This is a genomic window from Treponema sp. OMZ 305 (genome assembly GCF_024181325.1).
Taxonomy (GTDB): domain Bacteria; phylum Spirochaetota; class Spirochaetia; order Treponematales; family Treponemataceae; genus Treponema.
In genome coordinates this window covers 1,089,383-1,106,115 of record NZ_CP051300.1, presented here as the reverse complement: position 1 = coordinate 1,106,115, position 16,733 = coordinate 1,089,383, and the positions used below count along the sequence as shown (strand labels likewise).

Below are 16,733 nucleotides of genomic sequence, written 5' to 3'. Positions count from 1 at the left end.
TCCAATGCGATGAACGGTTCCGCAAAGCGTTTACTGCAGCTGCGCCTCTATCGTACCAACCGTACACAGCAGCTCAAGGAGCGAAATACGGAGCAAAGCGCGGGATGTCTTTTCCGTCTTTTTCTGTACGGTAACCGTCCCGACGGGACTGATATGCGCCGTCTGTACCTTATACGGCACATCGACGGTTAGCACAAATTCGGAGCTGCGGAGTTCGGCTGCAATCTTTTTTCCGTAAGCGGCGCCGATCAGCTCTTCGTATTCCGCAGGCGGTATTGCATCTCCGGTAAAGAGCGGCGCCATCAGCATATCAATAAAATCACGGCTTTCCTGCGGCAGTATCGCCAAAAACGATGCGATATTTTCGGGAGAAATACGCAATACCGTTTTTCGCTCTTTTGTATCGTAGCTGATAACATCCTTGAGCAGTTCATGATTATACGGCACAGTGCATGCAAGGCGTAATCCCATGGTTCCTTGCAGTGTAATATCTTGAACGCTAATTCCTTCTTTTGTAAACGCTTCTTTCAACTCTTGAACATTAAATACGGATTGCCCGTCAGTCTGCTCAGCCTTTTGTTTTAGTAAACGTGTGATATTTTTTTCCAACAAATCGCTCGGTATAAATTCTGCGGTAAGGCCGTAATCCGTATTATCCCGTATAACGATATGGGCAGAAGAAGAACAAGAAACCGTAATGCAAACGGTTGCGAAACAGCATACTAATATGCGATATACTATTTTCATGATAACAACTCCTCTTGTGTTTAGGGTAACCGCGCTAGAAATATTTTAAGCGGTTGCTTTCTTACTGTGCGAAATTTTATCTAAAATTTCGCACGGATATCGGGATGTATTTGGCAATTCTCAGGTGTTCTCGAAAAAAACGGAACAGTTGATTCGGCAAGAAAAATCTCTTCCGGCTTCATAATACTGCCTGCAAAGCGATACGTTTTTTTCCAGTACGGCTCTTGGATAGTCGAAATAATAACCCCTGTACGCGGCCCGTCCGATGCCGAATGAATAAATTTTCCCGCGCCGATATAAATACCGACATGGGAAATACCGCCTGCAGTGTTAAAGAAAAGCAAATCACCCGGCTGAATTTCTTCATCCGTTATCCTTTTTGCATATTCGGCAATCGCATCCGAGCGCCGCGGCATCTGCAACTTTAAAACATCAGCCCCATTGCGAAAAACAAAACCGGAACAGTCCATCCCCTTAGGAGAATGACCTGCGTAACGGTAGGGCGTACCGAGATAGTTCAACGCATTATTGACAAATGCGATCCGTTGAGAATCTTTTGGAGAAGGCGCCCCAAAAAGGAATTGCCCCGTCGCCAATATGATAAATAAATAGAAAAAAAAGGCTCGTATATCTTTCAAAATCATGTAAAATAGTTATACTAAAAATAAGAGAAAATTGCAATTTTGAAAGTAAATCAAAAAATTGTATTTATAAAGGAGTGTATTGATATGCATGAAATGGTAAAACGACCATGGGACTTTCTTGATGCATGGCGTGGGAAAAAATTTACCGGAGAATGGCCGACATTACCGGAGATGTTTGAAATTACTGTAGAACGTTTTCCGAATAGAAACTGTTTAACAGTCTTTGAGCCGGATAGAATTACGCTTACCTATCGTGAAACACTTGCGGCAATTAAGAAGTTAGCAGGTTGGCGTGTCGCTCATGGCGTAAAAAGGGGAACTCATATTGCCGTTTCGGGTAAAAATTCTTCCGAGTGGGCAATTGTCTATTTGGCGGCGCTGTATGCCGGTGGCATTATTATCCCCATCGACTACGGCCTACACAATTATGAGATCGAATCGCTTTTAAAAACGGCAAAAACGCTCTTTTTCTTTGTTGATGAAGAAAAATATGATTATTTTATTGAGGCATCAAAATCGCAATCTTTTATCGGCGAAGTCTATTCTTTAAACAGTAAGCACAGCGACCGCTATGTATATAATTTGGAAGCGGAACCGCTTGCTACCTATTATCCCTTGCAGGAAAACGACACAGCAGCTATCCTATTCACCTCGGGTACGATGGGTAGTCCTAAAGGTGTTATGCTGTCCCACCGGAATATCGTCTCCGACTGTTACATCGCTCAATCGAACTTAACCATATTTGAAACCGATATTTTCTATGCACTGCTGCCGATTCATCACTCCTATACTATGGTCGCCGTTTTTATTGAAGCAATTTCCGTCGGTGCAGAAATCGTATTTGGAAAATCCTTAGTGGTATCTCGTATGCTGCGCGAGTTAAAAGAAGGAAAAATCACGATGCTTCTCGGTGTACCGCTCCTCTTTAACAAGCTGCTTGCCGGTATTATGAAAGGAGTGCGCAGCAAAGGCGTTGTGGTATATGGTATCATCAGATTTCTCATGGGGATTTCGTATATCGTGAAAAAGACAACAGGAAAAAATATCGGAAAAAAACTTTTTAAGAGCGTATTGGAAAAGGCGAATCTCACGACGCTCCGTATTGCAATTTCGGGCGGCGGACCGCTTTCAAAAGAAGTTTTTAGAGCATACAATGAATTCGGTATCGATTTTGTACAAGGATACGGTTTGACCGAAACATCTCCTATTATTGCGTTAAACCCGAAAGATCACTTTAAGATTGAAAGCGTCGGACGTTACTTCCATCCCTATATGGAAATGAAAATTCTTGACCCTGATGAAAACGGTCGTGGAGAAATCTGCGTGAAAGGACCGATGATTATGCAGGGTTATTACAATATGCCGGAAGAAACTGCAGAGGTATTATCGGAAGACGGATGGTTCCGTACCGGTGATATCGGATGGATTGACGATGAAAAATATCTGTATCTCTGCGGACGCGCAAAGAATCTTATCGTTACCTCCGGCGGTAAAAACGTATACCCTGAAGAAATAGAAAATGCTTTCCAGATGTATTACAACGATATCGAACAGATAACTGTAAAAGGCTACCATCCTGCACACGATTTAACCAGTGAAGAAATTGAAGTATTGGTATACCCCACTGATGAGCTTTATAAAATGCTCAACCTTAACCGCGGCACTCCTGCCGGAGACAGCGCCGTTTATAAAAGAATAGAAACGATTGTCGAAATCGTGAACAAAGAACTACTGCCCTATCAGCGGATAACAAAAACCACACTTTTGGACAAACCGCTCGAAATGACCACAACCAAGAAAGTTAAACGGTACAATAAAGCTGAATAATGATCTGAGGTTGGAAAAAATACGGCATCCATTCTTACCGAACGGGTGCCGTACTCTAGAACTTCGATATATCGATAAGGTTTAGTTTACTTTAAATTTTCCAACTTCCATAACCAGCGCCTTAATGCTCTGTGTATTCTTTTGCGTAATCGCGTTGACTTCCTGTACGGCATTGTTAATCTGTGTTGCGCCTGAAGCCATTTCGTTCATACCATTGGTTATAATGCGCGTTAGATTATCCAATGTGCGCATTTCCGCTGCGACACCTTCCCCGCCTTTCAACATCTCTTCCGAACCGGACTGAACTTCCGTTGTTACCATATTGATGTTTTTAATAGCGGTTAATACTTCGTTGCTGCCGTTTGCCTGTTCGCGCATTGCTTCCGTAAGCCGGTCGCTCATTTCTTTTACTTGGGCTGCAAGGGTAAAAATAGTGTTAAACTTTCCTTCTACGGTTTTAGAAGATGACGAAAGCGTTTCTATTTCACTGCTGAGTATTTTAAGCGTTGTCGTAATGTTTTTTCCCTGCACGGCGGAATCCTCTGCCAACTTACGGATTTCGTCGGCGACAACGGCAAAGCCTTTGCCTGCCTCTCCTGCATGAGCAGCTTCAATGGCAGCATTCATTGCAAGTAAGTTCGTTTGCGATGCGATATGCTGAATAACGCTCGACGCTTCCATAAGTGAGCCGGATTCTTCCGCTATTTTCTGCGTTACCGTATTGGACGTAACCAGCGTTGCTTTTCCGTCTCCTGTCGCAGACACAAGGTCTTTCACGATTGTATCAGTCTTATTGAGCGTCTGACTGATAGAGGTAATATTTGCAACCATTTGCTCGACTGATGACGAAGACTGTGCAACACTTGCAGACTGCGTTTCGATACTGCTACTCAACTGCTTAATAGTGCGGATAATTTCCTCTACTGTCGCGGAAGTTTCGGTAACGCTCGCAGCTTGGGTCAAAACTTGTTGCTGAATACCGTCTATGTTTGCACTGATCTCGTTGATTGAGCTTGCCGTTTCGGACATATTCGAAGCAAGCTCACCACCTATCTCTTCCATAATATCGCTATTGACGCCGATAGATTTTATTGTAACACTAATTTTTTCTATTGTTTCGTTAAAATACTCCGATAAATCCGTTACCTCATCATTACCGCTTACAACCATACGAACTGTTAAATCACCTTCTCCTTGCGCAATATCCTTAAGCGCTGCAACAAGTTTTTGGATCGGTTTTACGATACTACGTGCAACAAAGTAGACGATAACCAATGCTGAAACAAAAATAACTACCAAGATAATGTCTATAGCAAGACTCATCTCATTCACTGATCCCATAAGCTCGCTATATGGAGCGGTCATAATAACCGTCCATCCTGATAGCTTGCTCTTAGCATAAGAAGATATTACGGAGGTGCCATCGCTGTCATAATACCCGATACCCGGTTCTTGCGCTTGTAACGCTTGTTGTTCAAACGATGCAAGCGGCACCATACTCGGATCACTTTGTGCATCTTCATAAGAATTGTATTGATCTTCGACAAAACCTATATCTTTATCCGCTATCGTATTTCCCGTTAAACCGAGTATATAGCAATAACCGCTCTGTCCCAAAACAATATCTTGAATTACTTCGGATAAAAGGTTGGCTCCGACAGTTACGCTCAATACGCCGACAATCTCTTTGTTATCGCCAATAATGGGAACGGCATAGACAATCTGCATTGCATTTGAGACACGAGATATAAGGGGTTCCGATACAAAACTTTTTCCCGATGAAGCAGCTTGGAACCAATCCCTGTCGCCGACATAAATAGGTTTCTCGACATTTGCTCCATAACGGTTTCCCTGTAAATCAGTCACGCCGAAATAATCGACCCTTGCATTATGCTCCGCTTCATGCGCGAGACTCTGTGCTTTTTGATAGTATGAAAGGGAAGTATCACGCAGCGAAGGCATACGGGCAACTCCTTCAACAAATTGAAGAGTCGCTTGTATTCTTCCATCGATAATCTCTGCGACATCAGCAGCTTTATCTATTAAATGAGCTTCAATTTTTTCCGTTACAGCTTTGCGCGCAATCATAATTGCAAGCACCCCCTCGATGACAGAGGCCCCCAGAATCAATAGCCCAAAAACCAACATCAATTTGTTTCTTAACGAAAAACGCTTTTTCTTTAGTTTACTTCCCATCTATTCGTCTCCTAATCGTTTTGATACCGACTACTCAATTAAGCGATAATTATAACAGTTGCCATATAGAACAGCATTGCCGACCTTTTACTGTTTTAAACGGTATAAACCTCACAGCATAATTCGACAATTTTAAAATTGCAAAACAGGAATATTATTTTCCTGAGCAAAGAGACCTATTTCTATGACTAATATTATAGAGAATATTGTGAATTATATTTGTTTAAGTTCAGTTAGTCTATCCCTCCATAGGCTGAGTTTGAGAAACCGCCATACAGCACAGTACAATGCGATTACTGAAAAGAGTTCCTAGAGTTGTTCACCGGCGCGTAGTTTTACCCGCATTGCTTGGATTTTTGCATCCATCGCTTCAAGCTCATGTAACAGTTCTTTCTCGTGATTGGAAGTTTCGATAACCGCATAGATACCGCCGTTCTTAATGACGATACGTTTATCGGCATAGAGCGCAAGCGCCGGATCATGCGTAGCCATCAGCACGATTTTATCGTTCGATACCAAAAGCTGCAAAGCCTTTTTCCGGTCGATTCCGGCATTTTCAATCTCGTCTATCAGAACGATCGGAGATGAGCTTAAAATGGCGGTATCGGCAATCATTAACGCCCGGGACTGCCCGCCGCTTAGCACGGTAATCGGTGTGTCCAGCCGGAATTGTTCGCCTGCCAGTTTATTTGCCGCCTCGATAATACCGCTGACAGCTGCTTCTTTGTCTTTGACCATCCGGCTTTCCGCATGCAGCTCGATAAACTCCCGCACGGAAAGATCCATCACAAAGTTCATATTCTGCGAAAGCTGCGCAACCAGTTTATTGTTAATCGAAAACCGGAGCGCTTTATCGGGCGCCTCGCCGTTAATCAGTATTGCCCGACCGGTCGGCGTGTCTTTTTGTGCCGTCCATTCGATGTCGGCAAGCAGTCGCGACTTACCGGAACCGGTCGGCCCAACAATCGAAACAATCTGAGACGGATATAATACAAGGTCTTCAAAGTTTTCAGGCTCACCTGATTTATTCGTACCGGGCAGTATCGTAAGGCTCTGCACGCCTTGAACATCATCCCCATTTAAAAACCGCTGCATTTGAATAATATATTCAAAAAATGAGTATGATAACGTTTCTCTATCGAGCGCATAATCTTCACACTGTTCTTCGGAAAGACTTTTCAGAAAATAGTCAAAGGTTTGCTGCGTATCATCCAAAACGTGCAACTCGGTCAATCTGTTTTCTGCAAAAAAATCTTCAATAAACGGATACTCTGCGAGGAGCGTTTCTATCGTTTTTTTTGAAAGTTCTCTTTTCTTTTCGGCGGCGCCGTGCGTTTCAAAACCGGTATCTGCAGCCATATTGTCCCCCATAAAATTTTTGCACGATGTTTTGGACATCTCTAAAAACTTGGTTAGCCTTTTAGAGGTTCCCTTTAACTATTTGTTTGCGATTCGGCAATCTTCATCTTGCGGATGTTGCCCATCTGGAAATTTTCGCCGACCCGCGTTTCACCCAAACAATAGGAACACAGCGCCGCAGGCATCGGGAAGCGGAGTTCCATTCCTTGTACGGTCGAAATATCCTTATCGGGACTGAACAGCAGCGTGCTGAGTTCAAAAGCGCCTTGCCCCGTCAGTCCGTTCACCTGCATAATAACCGCCCGCGGATTAACGGTATTGACACGGGCGCAAAACACTTCGCGTTCGGCTTGCGACACAATATCGCCTTTTGTGATGACAACAATATCCGCCGCTTTTAAAAGCGGGCCGATTTTTTTCGGCGTATTGATGCCTGACAAATTATCGATAACGCAGATACCGAGAATATTCTTAATATACGGAGAACAGCGGTTGCACAAACCTGCGGATTCCGTTATCAGAAGGTCAAATTTCTCTTTTACACCCCATTGTACTACCTCTTCGATATTGGAAACAAAGAAGTGATCGGGGCAGAGTGAGCCGGAAATACCTTTTTGGACAGGGATACCGGCCTTTTCGTATAGCACATCGTCATCGGTGTAAAGGCAGTCAAATTTCACCACTCCGGCGCGGAGTCCTTGCGTGCGCAGCGCCTCGATTGTCTTTAGAATAACGCTTGTTTTGCCCGAAGACGGTGGGCCGGAAACGATCAAAAGATTCATAGTGTTGCGATTATATCATATACAATGAGGGTGTTCCGTAACATACGTTACAGAACACCCTTTTAAAAATATGCAAGCATCTGCGTTGTCGCATCGCCAAAACTATACATCCTTGTATAGTTTTGACTGTGAGTTTCGCATACAGACGAAACTCACTACTGGTTAATACAAGCGGCGTCCATGCCGCTACTGCAAACAGTCCTCGACGTATCAGAACCGCCACGGACGGCGGTGGTTCTATGCAGTAGCACGTTTGCATTGCAAACGTGTAGGTAAACAATGTACAAGGACGTATATTGTTTACCGTGCCTGTGGGTGTTTTTTGTACGCTCCTAGCATCTGCTCTACCCATTTTCAAAAGGCTAACGGAATGGCTATTGCCAAAAATCAACATCCCGACGCAGTGGACGGAAACATAGCCAATAGTTGGGCGACAATTCGTCCGGCTTTTCCGCGATGGGACAGTTCGTTTTTTTCTTGTGCCGTCAGTTCTGCAACCGTTTTGCCGATCTTGGGAAGATACACAATCGGATCATAACCGAAGCCGTGTTCTCCGCGCTCCGATTCGGCAATTACGCCCTCGCATGTTTCTTGTACCGTAAAAAAACGGTGAGCATCCAGCATTACCGCAATGCAGCAAACAAACCGGCAACTGCGGTTTTCTTTTCCTTTCATCTGCTGCAGCACAAGTTGATTCCGCTCCTCCGCTTTCAGCTGTACACCGTCTTTCATGCCGTAGCGGGCTGAATAGATACCGGGCTTACCGCCCAGCGCATCGATACACAGCCCCGAATCGTCGGCAATCACCGGGCATTTAACACATTCGTATAGGACGCGGGCTTTTAATAATGCATTTTCTAAAAAAGTTGTTCCCGTTTCTTCAGGATCAAAGAGGATACCGGCATCAGCAGGGAGACTGATGCGATGACCTTCCAAAATAGCGGCAAATTCTTCTTGCTTATGTCGGTTGCCGCTTGCTAAGTATATGTGCATGGCTTACCATAACACGCTTTTTTTAGCTCGGCAAGATCGCTGTTAACCGTCGCTCGAGAAACGCCCAGTTGCCGTGCCAATGCTCGATTGCTCGGCCCCCGCGTGTATTCCCGTATCCGCTTCAGGTATCCCTGCCAACGTGCATAGCTGTATGCCTGACGATGTTTCAAACGTTTGATAACGGAACCATGCGCCTCATCAACCTTACGAAGCTGAAGCGTCGCGCTCTTATACCGCACATAATAAAAATCCCGCTTAGCCACCCATTCGTTGTAAACGGCATCCCGTTTATCGGTCAGCTCCTTTGCTTCCTCAATCAGCAGTCTCACCTTTCGTACCGATATTCCTAAATGTACGGCAACCGTTTGCAGCAAATGTTCGTTGATACAAAAACAAGACTTACACAGCAGTTCGAGAAAATAACGTGTATAGATGTCTTTTCTTTTTCTTTCCCATCTGATTGTTTCCTGAATAGACTGAACTTTTTCGGGTAACACCGTATATGAAGGCGACGGACTTGCTGCATACAATTCATAGTTTTGTGATCCGTTCTGTTCGTCCTGTCTCGTTTTAACGATCCGCTGCTGATCATCTTGAGCAACGGAAGCATACGTTGCCTGTTCACGATTCCGCCTTAGAAAAAGCTTCCAACTATAGGTAAGAGACATTCGCAAGTAAGTAGGAAATATTGACCTATCGGGATTATAACCGTCTATGATAGTATCCAGTTTCGGATAGAGCCAAAGCAAAAAGTCACTGCGCATATCCTCGCTTCCACAGTAGACCCCGAATTCACCGAGATTAAAATACAAATACTGAAACAGCGTATCTACGGCTTTTTTTTGTTTATTCTGCCGTGAAAAGTCCGCCAATATCGTTTCAATGATATCCTCTTGCATACGTTTCTCCTTCGGTTTCATCTTGTCTATAGGGTTGTCATAGCAAGATATATGCCAAAAAAGGATTGCAGGATTTTTCAAAAACCGAACAATCCATAAAAGATAATGATTGGCAAAGACGGATAATAAATTTATTAAAATAAGTCCTTCTATGATAATAACTTACAAGTTTTTTTTCATTAAATTATACGTATGAAAGAATATGTTTGTTCCGTTTTTCTCCTACCGTGAGTATGCAGTAACATCGAAATATGGATAAAACGTAACTAATTCACCTGTCAGAATATGACATACGGAATATCAGAATTTGAGACTTCGAAAATAATCAGGGAAGTACTAATGAAAGCGAGGGCTGTATATATTTTTTTCGATAAATGCCCGTAGGGTAGGAATATGGCTAGTCTCAAGTTCTTTGACCGCATACAGTATTGTAACGTTCCCGTTTTGTAGCTCGGTCTTAATTTTTTCGATAAAAGCCGGTGCTTCAGGATTTTCCGCCAATTCATTTGCATAGAGGGCGGAAAAATGGCCGTAATCCATTTCTTTTCTATGATAGGCTTGTCGTATTGCCGATGATGGTGCAATATCTTTAGCCCAATCTCCGAGCGCTGCCTTTTCTTTTGTAAGTCCGCGCGGCCATAGCCGATCAGCTAATATCCTAAACCCGTCTTGCGGTTCAGCAGCATCGTATATCCGCTTCCAATATAGTGTTCCCATAATAATGCCTCCTAACGCATCTACGCCTTAATCTTGTGCCAGTACTCTTCCGACGTATCATGTATGGTTTGCATGCACCTTAGCGATGTATCGTAGCGTGTTATCCACGACACTATCCGCAAAAGCTCACTGTAAATACTTTTCCCAATCGCGCCAGCTCACATAAGCAGTGCCGTTGATGTTCATACTCATATCGGACAAATAAAACACTGCGTTTTTTGCCGTTTCATCATTCAGCAGCTGCAGGTATTTTTTTGTGTTGCGCGACAGCTTTGCGTCCGGGGCATTGGAACTTTTTATCTCAATCGCAAAAGTACGATTCCAATCCGCAATCGTATCTACCTCCAAGCCCTTGCTGTCTCTAAAAAAGGTGAGGTTCGCTTTTTTACCCTGATTCAGGCGATGTTTCAGTAATTCCGAAACGGCAAAGGTCGCAACCGCGGCTCCCTTGTATCGGCTCAAGAGCAAATCATCTTTTGTCTCCAGCCGCAAAAGATGACACATCAACCCTGAATCAACAAAATAGAGCTTCGGCGTTTTTACGATGCTTCGTCCAAGGTTATTAGTATTCGGTTCAAGAAAGTGGATAATAAACGAAGCCTCTAAAATAGAAAGCCAGCTCTTCACCGTCGGCGCAGAAATGCCGGTATCCCGCGCAATGCTATCCATAGAAAGCAGCTGACCGCTGTGCACCGCGCACACGTGCACAAACTTCTTGAACAGAGAAATATTGCCGGAATTAATCTGATCCCGTATATCCAAATCCAAGTAGGTATCGATATAGTTTTCATACCAATCCTCTCGAATTAGGACTGTCCCAAAAGTCGGTTACTTTCGGGACAGCCCCCGTTCCCTGTTATTTATACAGCGGCCCAAGCGTTGCGCATGCACGATAATCCGCCCCCTCCGGCTCATCGCCGAACGCATTCCAATACTGCGGGCGGTAAATCTTTGCATCGTCAACGTTGTGCATACACACCGGTATACGCAAAATGGATGCCAGTGCGATAAGCTCCGCACCGATATGCCCGTATGTGATTGCTCCGTGGTTTGCACCCCACTTTGCCATAACGGAATAAACATCCGTGAATGCGCCCTTACCGGTTAAACGCGGAACAAACCAAGTGGTCGGCCACGTCGGATTGGTGCGCAGATCAAGCTTTTCGTTTACCGCTTCGGGAAGCGATACGGTCGTGCCTTCGGCAATTTGCAGTACCGGCCCCAATCCGTGTACGAGATTAAGACGCGCCATAGTAACCGGCATTCCGCCTTCCGTTAAGAAGTTGGAAGAATAACCGCCGCCTCTAAAGTATTCCAAGCTCGCATATCGCCACTGCGTGGCATCAAGACAGGCATTTGCTTCTTCTGAGGTAATTTCCCAGAACGGCTTCATAACGGACTTACCGTCTTTTTTCTGTTTCCCCGTACCGTCAAGACAGGTTGCTCCGGAATTAATCAAATGGATAAAGCCGTTTGCCGCATCGCCTTGAGGCTTCCATCCGGTAATCCGTTCAACCGCTTCGGGGCTCCAATAGGTTCTGACGTCGGAGAAAATCGCCGCACTATAGCCGAGCAGATGTTCAAACATCATACAAACGCCGTTCAGCGAATCGTTTTCGGTAGCGACTAAGAAGGGTTCGCGGATGCCGTTCCAGTCAAAACTGGAATTCAGCATAGCTTCAAAGAAATCCCCGTTCGGCATAAAATCAGTCCAGTGGCGCTGTCCTTGGAAGCCTGCCAACAAGGCGTTGCGTCCTTTGGCTTCCTCAGGAAATTTTGCTTCAAGTTTCTTGTTTCCGATCATCAAATCGCGGACGATGATCATGCACTTAATACAGATTTCCCATGTTTTATCTTTCCGTTCCCGTGAATGCTGCATTTTTTCGGGGTTGTCGTCCTTCCCCTCTTTGCAGTGTTCTTTTGTCCATGCAAGCGCTTTTTTGAATTCTTCTTCATCGTAGATATTCTCGTTGATGCGCCGAATAAGTTCGGACATATCGACGGTTTCATTTCTCATACCGAGATACCGCTGGAAAAAGTCCTGAGAAACGATCGAACCTGCAATCCCCATCGAGACGCTTCCGATAGATAGGTACGATTTTCCCCGCATCCATGCAGCGGCAAGAGCTGCACGGGCAAAAAGCAGGATTTTTTCTTTTACATCGCAGGGAATAGTAGTGTCATCGGCATCTTGAACGTCGCGCCCGTAAATACCGAATGCAGGCAGTCCTTTTTGGGTGTGTCCTGCAAGTACGGCTGCAAGATACACCGCACCGGGCCGTTCCGTGCCGTTAAAGCCCCACACTGCTTTGATCGTCATGGGATTCATATCCATGGTTTCGGAACCGTAGCACCAGCAGGGGGTTACGGTCAGCGTAATATCCACACCTTCCCGCTGAAATTTTTCCTCACAGGCAGCAGCCTCACTGACACCGCCGATGGTAGAATCTGCGATAACGCACTCAATCGGCATACCGTTCGGATGGCGAAGATTTTCGCTAATAAGAGCCGCAGCGCTCTTCGCCATATTCATGGTTTGGTCTTCAAGACTCTCCCGCACTCCCTGCTGTCGGCCGTCAATAGCCGGTCTGATACCGATTTTCGGTAAGTGTCCTTTATACCGGTTTACCGGCTCTGTTCGTTTAAATTGTGTTGACATACATCCTCCTTACTGTTTTCTGTTAACGACAAAACGCCCGAAATGCACTGTAATGTTCATCCCACAGGCGTGTATCTTCCGGCTCATATTCCGCAACCGGATATGAAGCGGCAATAACTTTCCGTGCTTCCTTGATATTCCGTACATCGCCGGAAGCGATTAATTGCACTACGATATTACCCAATGCCGAGGCTTCCGTAGGGCCTGCTTTTATCGGCCGTCCGCAAGCATTTGCCGCAAGACGACAGAGATGCGTATCCTTAATGCCGCCGCCGACTATATGAATAACCGGATATCGTTTACCGGTACACAGCTCTATTTCTTCAAGGGTTTTTCGATACAGGAAAGCGAGACTCTGATAAATGCACTGCATAATGCTTCCGGCCGTTTCCGGCACGGGCTGACCGGTGTTCTTGCAGTATGCCCGTATCCGCCCGGGGATATCGCCGGGAACACCTAATTCGGGAGCATCCGGATCGATAAATGATACGAACGGCTTGGCTTTACGCGCCTCTGCCTCAAGCTCTGCAAACGAGTAGTTTTTACCTTCCCGCTGCCACTGCCTTTTGCTCTCTTGTATCAGCCAAAGGCCGGTACAGTTTTTTAGAAAATTTGTTTTACCGCCGAAACCTATTTCATTGGTAATATTAAACCGTGCGGAATCATCCGAAATAAGCGGAGCATCCAGCTCAGTTCCAAATAAAGACCATGTTCCGCAGCTGACAAAGATAAAATCGTCACAGTCGGCAGGAACAGCGGCAACGGCGCTCTGCGTATCATGCCCGCAAACGGCCGTAACCTTGACGGCAGTCTTTCCGAAACCTTCGCATACCGACGGCTTCAGTAAGCCGATTTCGGTACCGGAGGGGATAATAGGGGTAAGAATATGAGCAGGCAGCCCCAGTGCACCGATAATCTCCTCCGACCATGTTTGAGAGTCGGCATCAAGCATCTGTGTAGTAGAAGCGATGGAACACTCCGTTCGCTTTTCACCGGTTAAAAAATAATTGAAAAGATCCGGCATACACAGCATCGTTTCGGCGCCGTCAAGCAGGTAGGGACGCTGTTCCTTTAGTGCATAGAGCTGGAACACCGTATTAAGCGGCATTAGCTGTACGCCGGTAATGCGGTAAAACCGCTCGGCGTTGATTTTTTGTAAAGCATGAGGGAAACTTGTTTCGGTTCGTCCGTCACGATAATGAACGGGCGTTTCAATAAGCGAACCGTCTTTTCGCAGCAAGCCGAAGTCTACCCCCCATGTATCAATCCCGATACTTGAGACAGGCGCGTCCTGCTGCGCTTTCAGAATGCCCTGTGTAATTTCGAAAAATAAACGGTGAAAATCCCAATACAGTACCCCGTTTAGCATAACGGGATCATTTGAAAAACGGTGACTTTCCTGCATCGTAATACGGCTGCCGTCAAAGCAGCCTAAGAAAGCGCGCCCGCTTGAAGCGCCGAAATCAAGTGCTAATACAACTTTATTACCGGATATCATAGGTTCTCTCATTCTTTTCGATAATGTTTATACCCCGGATGCCGGCCGGTTACCTTATAGTCGGCACGCATTCTGCACAAACGTTCAATGTTTTCAGGGGAAATTTCTTTTTCACCACCGAGAATGGTTGCATTTATACTGATCTTTGCCCAGAGTTCCAGCGTTTCCATACGGTAGTATGCAGTGATAAGATCGCAGCCGACCGCTAATGCTCCATGGTTTTCCAACAGCATTACATCGTGTTCTTGCAGATAGGGGGTAATCGCATCCGGAACTTCATGCGTGGAAGGCGTTCCGTATGGAGTTACCGGTACGGAACCGATCGTAATAACGGATTCGATCATCGTATAGCGATCCAAGGGTACATGAGCCACGGCGAAGCCTGTTGCGGCAGGCGGATGGGCGTGTACGACAGCCCCGACGTCATCACGTTCTTCGTAACAGCGAAAGTGCATTTTAATTTCGGAAGAAGGCTTATACCCTTCTGCTCCTTCAATAATAGCGCCGTCTTTTGCAACAATAAGCAGCTTTTCGGGTGTAATAAAACTCTTACTAATCCCTGTCGGGGTTACCAAAAAGGTGCCGTCGTCAAGTTTAACGGATACATTACCGTCATTGGCTGCAACCCAGCCTAACTGCCACATTTTATGGCAAATATCGCACACTTGGTCTTTCAATTCACTTATGTTCATTTTATAGCCTCTTATGTTTTAAGTATAACACAGCCATTTCTCCTGTCAATTTCAATCACAAGATTGACAAAAATTCTTAGGAATTCTATTTTTTAATCAGTTTAGAGCGGATATCCTTTTTATGTCCTGCGGTGGGCTATCCCGGGCAGCAGGCATAACAGAAGCAACTCTTGCACAAGCCTCAGTCAAAAAAACAATGATTAAAAACGCTCGGCAGCGTATTTTACTGTGCGACAGCGATAAGATGAATGAAGAATTTTTTTGTAAAATTTGTGAATTTGATGAAATCGATTTGCTTTTGACCGATTCCCGTCCGCCTGAAGATATTATGCATATACTCGGAAATAAGATCGTGTATGAATAAAGGCATCTATAAAAACTTCAGGCATGAATTTTTAGAGCTTCCATTTATGTTTCCCACAGGATAATCGCTTTTACCACAGATTCTTCTGTCGTGATTACACCGTCTTTTTGTTTTTCGTTCAAAAGCTGCATAACTGTTGCTTTTTCTTCATCAGTATATTCAACCTCTTGTGTATAAAATTCGACAGCATGAGTTACAGTCTGAATACGTTTATCAAAAAAAACGTTCGGATAATATCCCATCTGCCACAAAATATTCCAAATCCCATAGATATAATTTTTATTGTTATGCGGACGGTTAAATAATTTCTGTTGGAAGTGTTGTTCTATTTCTTCTTGAACAATGTCTTTTTGATATATAACTCGTTCCAGCATACAATACTTTTTTGAAATCATATTCATTCGTTTTATATTCTCGATGGAGCTGATTGCTGGCGTCATACACGCAAAGACAAAATCAAATTCGTCTTTAGTTGTAAATGTTTCCATCCAATTACCGTGAATTAATGTTGCCTGCGGAATATGCTGAAGTTTTTCTTGTGCATACGCAAGCATTTTTGAAGAAATATCGATACCGGTAAGATACGGTGTGTATGCCGAAAATTCCAGCAAATGCCGCCCCGTTCCGCAGCCGATATCCAAAACTTTAGAATCCGCACCAAGTAGTGTCCGTTCTTTTATCAGTCGAAATACAAATTCATTTGCAAACTGCTTTCGTTTTTTTTCCGTATGTGCATGAAAGCTTTCGCTTCTGTTATCCCACATTTGTTCGGAATTTGCGTCAGTCCGAGTTTTTTGAATATACCGTTCGAAATCATACATCGTTAGTTCCATCATTACCTTCTCCTATTTTTGCCCTGTCTCCAGTGCAGTATATTTTTGTAAAAAGACCTCAAAATTATGTTTGCGGATTTCAATGTCTTCTTTCCATTCACATAAATCATGTTTACCGCTCGGCGTAATTGCATATTTCTTCCGCGCAGCTCCTTCCGGCGGCAATTCCCACTCCATCGTTACCAAGCCTTCTTTTTCCAAACTGCTGAGGCAGCGGTACACGGTTGACATATCGATGGTAAAGCCGGGAAAATCCTGCAGAAGGATCGACTGTATATCCCGCGGATTGCGCGGCTGCTCTGCAAGGATAACTAAGATAAACGCCGTCAAATGCTTAAATTTCGATTTTTCATTGATATTCATTGCATACTCCCTCTCAATCCTTTTTACAAAATACTTCAGGACAACTGCATCACAAATAGTTTAAGCAGTTGCCTTCCTTCTGTGCGAAATTTTATTAAAATTTCGCACATTTTTTCCAGCAGACGGGCAAGCGCATCAGGTTGAGTAGGCAAAATCGCAG

General features: G+C 44.6%; 16 protein-coding genes. 2 read left to right on the top strand and 14 right to left on the bottom strand.

The window, feature by feature from the left end; translation table 11 throughout:
* Window positions 1-30: 30 nt before the first annotated feature.
* Both ABK01_RS04945 and ABK01_RS04940 read right to left on the bottom strand, forming a co-directional pair.
* Window positions 31-747 (bottom strand): hypothetical protein, encoded by a 717-nt coding sequence (locus tag ABK01_RS04945; protein WP_253676442.1) that lies wholly within the window; start codon window positions 745-747, stop codon window positions 31-33.
* Window positions 748-827: 80 nt separating this feature from the next.
* Complete coding sequence (locus tag ABK01_RS04940) at window positions 828-1,391, bottom strand: C40 family peptidase (RefSeq protein ID WP_212566335.1); 564 nt, start codon at window positions 1,389-1,391, stop codon at window positions 828-830.
* 84 nt (window positions 1,392-1,475) lie between these two features.
* Between ABK01_RS04940 and ABK01_RS04935 the strand changes: the two genes are divergently transcribed.
* Window positions 1,476-3,218 carry an AMP-dependent synthetase/ligase gene (locus tag ABK01_RS04935; protein WP_253676441.1) on the top strand — a complete coding sequence of 581 codons (1,743 nt, stop codon included), beginning with the start codon at window positions 1,476-1,478 and terminating at the stop codon, window positions 3,216-3,218.
* Between the two features lie 81 nt (window positions 3,219-3,299).
* On the opposite strand, the gene ABK01_RS04930 is transcribed toward ABK01_RS04935, so the two are convergent.
* The 10 genes from ABK01_RS04930 to ABK01_RS04885 form a co-directional block, all read right to left on the bottom strand.
* The gene (locus tag ABK01_RS04930) at window positions 3,300-5,414 is read right to left on the bottom strand and encodes a methyl-accepting chemotaxis protein (RefSeq protein ID WP_253676440.1); all 2,115 of its coding nucleotides are present in this window, start codon (window positions 5,412-5,414) and stop codon (window positions 3,300-3,302) included.
* Window positions 5,415-5,723: 309 nt separating this feature from the next.
* A complete protein-coding gene (locus ABK01_RS04925) occupies window positions 5,724-6,773 on the bottom strand; it encodes an ATP-binding cassette domain-containing protein (protein ID WP_253676439.1) in 1,050 nt (349 codons plus the stop codon).
* Window positions 6,774-6,847: 74 nt separating this feature from the next.
* Window positions 6,848-7,555 carry a GTP-binding protein gene (locus ABK01_RS04920; protein WP_212566332.1) on the bottom strand — a complete coding sequence of 236 codons (708 nt, stop codon included), beginning with the start codon at window positions 7,553-7,555 and terminating at the stop codon, window positions 6,848-6,850.
* Between the two features lie 387 nt (window positions 7,556-7,942).
* Entirely contained in the window at window positions 7,943-8,548 is a 606-nt protein-coding gene (gene rdgB, locus ABK01_RS04915; protein WP_253676438.1) for an RdgB/HAM1 family non-canonical purine NTP pyrophosphatase, read from the bottom strand.
* Window positions 8,533-9,447, bottom strand: a complete 915-nt coding sequence (locus ABK01_RS04910) for a hypothetical protein (RefSeq protein WP_253676437.1) — start codon at window positions 9,445-9,447, stop codon at window positions 8,533-8,535. The genes rdgB and ABK01_RS04910 overlap by 16 nt, the downstream gene beginning before the upstream one ends.
* Before the next feature lie 336 nt (window positions 9,448-9,783).
* Entirely contained in the window at window positions 9,784-10,164 is a 381-nt protein-coding gene (locus ABK01_RS04905; RefSeq protein WP_212566329.1) for a DUF488 domain-containing protein, read from the bottom strand.
* 126 nt (window positions 10,165-10,290) lie between these two features.
* Window positions 10,291-10,932, bottom strand: a complete 642-nt coding sequence (locus ABK01_RS04900) for a DUF4143 domain-containing protein (protein WP_253676436.1) — start codon at window positions 10,930-10,932, stop codon at window positions 10,291-10,293.
* An 88-nt stretch (window positions 10,933-11,020) separates the two neighbouring features.
* Entirely contained in the window at window positions 11,021-12,823 is a 1,803-nt protein-coding gene (locus ABK01_RS04895; RefSeq protein ID WP_253676435.1) for an L-fucose isomerase, read from the bottom strand.
* 22 nt (window positions 12,824-12,845) lie between these two features.
* On the bottom strand, window positions 12,846-14,321 hold the full coding sequence (locus tag ABK01_RS04890) for a rhamnulokinase (protein ID WP_253676434.1): 1,476 nt from the start codon (window positions 14,319-14,321) through the stop codon (window positions 12,846-12,848).
* Window positions 14,322-14,329: 8 nt separating this feature from the next.
* A complete protein-coding gene (locus ABK01_RS04885; RefSeq protein WP_212566326.1) occupies window positions 14,330-15,013 on the bottom strand; it encodes a class II aldolase/adducin family protein in 684 nt (227 codons plus the stop codon).
* Window positions 15,014-15,134: 121 nt separating this feature from the next.
* On the opposite strand from ABK01_RS04885, the gene ABK01_RS04880 reads away from it, so the two are divergent.
* Window positions 15,135-15,377 (top strand): DeoR/GlpR family DNA-binding transcription regulator, encoded by a 243-nt coding sequence (locus ABK01_RS04880; protein WP_253676433.1) that lies wholly within the window; start codon window positions 15,135-15,137, stop codon window positions 15,375-15,377.
* Window positions 15,378-15,421: 44 nt separating this feature from the next.
* On the opposite strand, the gene ABK01_RS04875 is transcribed toward ABK01_RS04880, so the two are convergent.
* Window positions 15,422-16,213: a class I SAM-dependent DNA methyltransferase gene (locus ABK01_RS04875; protein ID WP_230974617.1), complete on the bottom strand. Its 792-nt coding sequence runs from the start codon at window positions 16,211-16,213 to the stop codon at window positions 15,422-15,424.
* A 9-nt stretch (window positions 16,214-16,222) separates the two neighbouring features.
* Complete coding sequence (locus ABK01_RS04870) at window positions 16,223-16,573, bottom strand: PadR family transcriptional regulator (protein WP_253676432.1); 351 nt, start codon at window positions 16,571-16,573, stop codon at window positions 16,223-16,225.
* Between the last annotated feature and the right edge of the window lie 160 nt (window positions 16,574-16,733).

Bases quoted from the DNA above. Each gene is read 5' to 3' on its own strand.
- ABK01_RS04920 (WP_212566332.1), bottom strand. From the start codon at position 7,555: ATGAATCTTTTGATCGTTTCCGGCCCACCGTCTTCGGGCAAAACAAGC.
- ABK01_RS04890 (WP_253676434.1), bottom strand. From the start codon at position 14,321: ATGATATCCGGTAATAAAGTTGTATTAGCACTTGATTTCGGCGCTTCA.
- ABK01_RS04910 (WP_253676437.1), bottom strand. From the start codon at position 9,447: ATGCAAGAGGATATCATTGAAACGATATTGGCGGACTTTTCACGGCAG.
- ABK01_RS04880 (WP_253676433.1), top strand. From the start codon at position 15,135: ATGTCCTGCGGTGGGCTATCCCGGGCAGCAGGCATAACAGAAGCAACT.
- ABK01_RS04885 (WP_212566326.1), bottom strand. From the start codon at position 15,013: ATGAACATAAGTGAATTGAAAGACCAAGTGTGCGATATTTGCCATAAA.
- ABK01_RS04875 (WP_230974617.1), bottom strand. From the start codon at position 16,213: ATGATGGAACTAACGATGTATGATTTCGAACGGTATATTCAAAAAACT.
- ABK01_RS04925 (WP_253676439.1), bottom strand. From the start codon at position 6,773: ATGGCTGCAGATACCGGTTTTGAAACGCACGGCGCCGCCGAAAAGAAA.
- ABK01_RS04930 (WP_253676440.1), bottom strand. From the start codon at position 5,414: ATGGGAAGTAAACTAAAGAAAAAGCGTTTTTCGTTAAGAAACAAATTG.
- ABK01_RS04935 (WP_253676441.1), top strand. From the start codon at position 1,476: ATGCATGAAATGGTAAAACGACCATGGGACTTTCTTGATGCATGGCGT.
- ABK01_RS04945 (WP_253676442.1), bottom strand. From the start codon at position 747: ATGAAAATAGTATATCGCATATTAGTATGCTGTTTCGCAACCGTTTGC.
- ABK01_RS04895 (WP_253676435.1), bottom strand. From the start codon at position 12,823: ATGTCAACACAATTTAAACGAACAGAGCCGGTAAACCGGTATAAAGGA.
- ABK01_RS04905 (WP_212566329.1), bottom strand. From the start codon at position 10,164: ATGGGAACACTATATTGGAAGCGGATATACGATGCTGCTGAACCGCAA.
- ABK01_RS04870 (WP_253676432.1), bottom strand. From the start codon at position 16,573: ATGAATATCAATGAAAAATCGAAATTTAAGCATTTGACGGCGTTTATC.
- ABK01_RS04940 (WP_212566335.1), bottom strand. From the start codon at position 1,391: ATGATTTTGAAAGATATACGAGCCTTTTTTTTCTATTTATTTATCATA.
- rdgB (WP_253676438.1), bottom strand. From the start codon at position 8,548: ATGCACATATACTTAGCAAGCGGCAACCGACATAAGCAAGAAGAATTT.